Here is a 3,706-nt window from a genome sequence, read left to right as displayed (position 1 = left end):
CGACGGCGATGACGGCGGTGGTGGCGGCCTCCTGCGGCAGGGTCGCGGAGACGCCGGCCTCGCCCCACCCGCCGGACGGCGGCGACGGCGAGATGCACCACCGGCACGAGAAGCCAGCGCCACCGGCAGGGCGCACAGCAGCACGGGCGCCGATGGGCCGCCGGTCCGGCGAGCCGTGCGGGGGGGCGCCGGCCGCGCGGTGCCGCTGGCGACGAAGCGGCGGGTGGAGCGCGCGGCGCGTTCGGCGAGGATGAGCGCCAGCACCAGTGCCAGCATCACGAGCGCGATCTGCGCCGCACCCGGCAGGTTCGAGCGGTTGACCCAGGTGGCGTAGATGGACACGGTCAGCGTGCGCACGCCGAGGAATTCCGAGGCGCCGATATCGCCCAGCGTCTCCAGCAGCACCAGCGTGAGGCCCGCCACCACCGCCGGCCGCGCGAGCGGCAGGCCGACCTTGAAGAACGCTCTGGCCCGGCTGGCGCCGAGGGTGCGCGCCACCTCCAGCGCGGCTGCCGACTGCACCAGGAAGCTGGCCCGCGCCGAGAGGTAGACATAGGGGTAGAGCACGCACGCCAGCACGAACACGCAGCCGCCGAGCGAGCGCACGTCCGGCAGGCGGAAATCGCGCGGGGAGGCGATGCCGAGGAGCGCCCGGAGCGTCTCCTGCACCGGCCCGAGCGGGTGCAGCACGTCGAGATAGGAATAAGCGACGATATAGCCCGGCACCGCGAGCGGCATGAGCAGCGCCCACTCGAACAGGCCGCGGCCGGGGAAGTCGCAATTGGCCACCAGCCACGCGCAGGGGATGGCGAACAGGCAGGAGAGGGCGCCGACGCCGAGCAGCAGCAGGAAGGTCTGGGTCAGCGCGCTCGGCAGGACGTAAGCGAGCAGATGCGGCCACAGGTCGCCCGACCCCTCGGCGGCGATGGCGGCGAGGGCGACCAGCGGCAGCAGCACGGCGAGCGCCACGGCGCCCGCGCCCCACACCCAGAACGACGCCGCCTCCCGCCCGATGGCGGGCAGGAGGCGGCGGCCTACGCGGCGTTCCGGCGCCAGGGCCTCAGCGGCATGAGACATTCCTTGCGGCGGTCCTTCGGCGTCAGTTGTTGAAGCCGACCTTGTCGATCAGCTCGCTGGCGCGCTTGCGGGCCTTGGCGATGGCGACGAGGGAGATGGGATCGACCTTGAGCGGGCCGAGGCCGGCGATGATCGGGTCGGTCTCGGCGCCGGTGATCACCGGATACTCGTAGTTCATCTTGGCATAGACCGACTGCATGGCCGGGGAGACGGCGAACTCCAGGAACTTGACGGCCGCGTCCTTGTGGGGCGCGTTCTTGGCCACCGCGCGCCGGACACGTTCACATGGGTGCCACCGCCCTGGAAGGTGGGCAGCAGCACGCCGATGCCGTCGCCCCACTTCTGCTGCTCGGCGCCACCCTTGCCGGCGCGCATCAGGCCCACATAATAGGAATTGCCCACCGCCAGGTCGCAGATGCCGCCGAGGATGTCGCGCGCGCCCTCGCGGTCGCCGCCGGCGGGCTTGCGGGCGAGATTGGCCTTCAGGCCGCGCAGCCATTCTTCCGTCTTCGCCTCGCCGTGATGGACGATGTAGGCGGCGGTGAGCGCCACGTTGTAGGGGTGCTGGCCCGAGCGGATGCAGATCTTGCCCTTCCACTTGGGATCGGCGAGGCCCTCATAGGTGATGGCGTCGAGCTTCACCTGGTCCTTGGCGGTGTAGACGAGGCGCGCGCGCAGCGAGAGCGCGAACCAGTTGCCGTCGGGATCGCGCAGGTTGGCGGGAATGGCGGCCTTCAGCGCCGCGCTGTCCACCGGCTGGGTCACGCCGGCATCCACCACGTCGAGCAGGTTGCCCACGTCCACCGTCATGAGCACGTCGGCGGGGGAGCTGGCGCCCTCGGCCTTCACGCGCTCGGCCAGGCCGTCCTTGATGAAGACGCTCTTCACCTCGATGCCGGTGGCCTTGGTGAAGGCCTCGAACAGCGGCGCGGCGAGGCCGGGCTCGCGGGTGGTGTAGACGTTGACCACCTGCTGGGCCGCGGTCGGACCGGCGGCGCCGGCAAGAATCGCGGTCGCGAGCAGGGCCGCGCGCGTGAAAATCCGATAGGGCATGGCGTCCTCTCCGCAGCGCTGCCGCTCGATCCGTGTCGAGAGCAGTCTTCAACAGTGTCGGCCTAGCCTTGGCGCTTACGAAGCGTCAATGAATAAGGCGGAGAGCGGCGAACATTAGAGACGATCCAAGAAATACATTTGAAGCACTATAAATTAGTATCATTCCAGTCTGGTATTTTGGTGCATCCGCCGGACGATCGATGCGCCCTTGGCCATCGCGCGCGCCCCACGACCGGCGGCAGGCGGGGACGGACAGCGCGGAGCAACAAAAAAGGCCCGGCGCGAAGGCCGGGCCTGGGGTCACGGATCGCGCGGGCGGCGATCAGTCCTCGTCGAGTTCGCCGATATGGTGCTGGGCGTACAGCTGCAGGCCGAGCTTGGCGACGAGGTCGAGCTGGGTCTCCAGGAAGTCGATGTGGCCTTCCTCGTCCGCCATCAGCTCCTCGAACAGGTCGCGGCTGGGATAGTCCTTCACCGAGGCGCAGTAGGTGGCGGCCTCCTGGTAGAGGGCGCGGGCGTCCACCTCGGCGGCGAGGTCGGCTTCGAGGATTTCCTTCACGTCCTGGCCGATGCGCAGCGGATCGAGCACCTGCATGTTCGGGAAGCCGTCCAGGAACAGGATGCGGTCGGTGAACTTGTCCGCGTGCACCATCTCCTCGATGGACTCGGCGCGCCACTTCTTGGCCAGCGCCTTGTAGCCCCAATTGTCCAGCATGCGGTAATGCAGCCAGTACTGGTTGATGGCGGTGAGTTCTGAGCGCAATCCCCGGTTGAGATACTCGATGACCTTCGGATCACCCTTCATGACTCACTCCTGTCGCCGACGTTGCGGCTCATGTTGTCTCGAATTGCTTTTAGACTAATTCTAATCTGATCGCAACACCCAGGATACCACCAGACGCTCGCGCCTACTCGGCAGCGATCAGCCCGGTGAGGGCAGCGACGGGGCATTCCTCGGCACAGGATGCGCACGAATGCGCCTGCACCTGGTCCAGGATGGCACGGATGGTGCGGGCGCAGCGCCCGCATTGGGGGGAGCAGCCGAGGCAGCGATAAATTTCGCCGGGAGTCCGCACCGGCCCGGAATTCGCGCAGGCGTCGCGGACCTGATGGTCAGAAAAGACGTTGCATGAACACACGATCATGGTTTGATCCAGATCAGCTTGCTTGGAGTAATTCCAAAAAGGCCTCACTACTTGAGACAATTTCGCAGAACCGCCGGCTTCGCGTCAACTCCGTAGAAATGCGACATGGTGGTTGCGCCAGCCAATGAAAAGAATGGGTCCTTCTACTTTTAAGCAATTCCATTGTGGCGTCCGCCGCCGGGTTTGCCTTGGGGGCGGCGGGCCATCCTGAAGCCCCGGCGGTCCGTGGAGCCGCAGGCTACGGACCGCGCGGGCGCGCCATGCGGCGCGCGGGCAGGCGGTTCCTGAACCTCCCGCGGTCCCGATGGAGCTTCGCGATGGTGCCGTCCCGATGGTGCCGTCTCGATCGCGCCTTCTGGACGGTCAGGCGCGCGGCGCCCGGGGCAGGCGCAGGCGGGCCACCATGCCCCGAGGACAGGCCTGCGCCGCAG

3 protein-coding genes and 1 pseudogene are annotated in these 3,706 nt (G+C 67.9%); all 4 read right to left on the bottom strand.

All coding sequences use genetic code 11. The annotated features are described in order from the left end of the window. On the bottom strand, positions 1–1,077 hold a 1,077-nt coding region (locus AC2W7M_RS21875; protein WP_486134886.1), incomplete at its 3' end, for an ABC transporter permease. A gap of 22 nt (positions 1,078–1,099) precedes the next feature. Beyond that, positions 1,100–2,130 (bottom strand): annotated as a pseudogene (locus AC2W7M_RS21870) (Fe(3+) ABC transporter substrate-binding protein). Positions 2,131–2,452: 322 nt separating this feature from the next. Further along, positions 2,453–2,935, bottom strand: coding sequence for a bacterioferritin (bfr, locus tag AC2W7M_RS21865; protein ID WP_121625154.1), 483 nt, complete (start codon positions 2,933–2,935; stop codon positions 2,453–2,455). Between the two features lie 103 nt (positions 2,936–3,038). Then, positions 3,039–3,275, bottom strand: coding sequence for a (2Fe-2S)-binding protein (locus tag AC2W7M_RS21860; protein WP_486134884.1), 237 nt, complete (start codon positions 3,273–3,275; stop codon positions 3,039–3,041). Between the last annotated feature and the right edge of the window lie 431 nt (positions 3,276–3,706).

Source organism: Xanthobacter sp. BG11Y11_SDJG (assembly GCF_057364445.1).
Note: the sequence above shows the minus strand (reverse complement) of the source record. Positions and strands in the feature narration are given on the sequence as shown.

Coding starts and splice junctions, on each gene's coding strand:
- AC2W7M_RS21860 (WP_486134884.1), bottom strand. CDS start 3,275: ATGATCGTGTGTTCATGCAACGTCTTTTCTGACCATCAGGTCCGCGAC.
- bfr (WP_121625154.1), bottom strand. CDS start 2,935: ATGAAGGGTGATCCGAAGGTCATCGAGTATCTCAACCGGGGATTGCGC.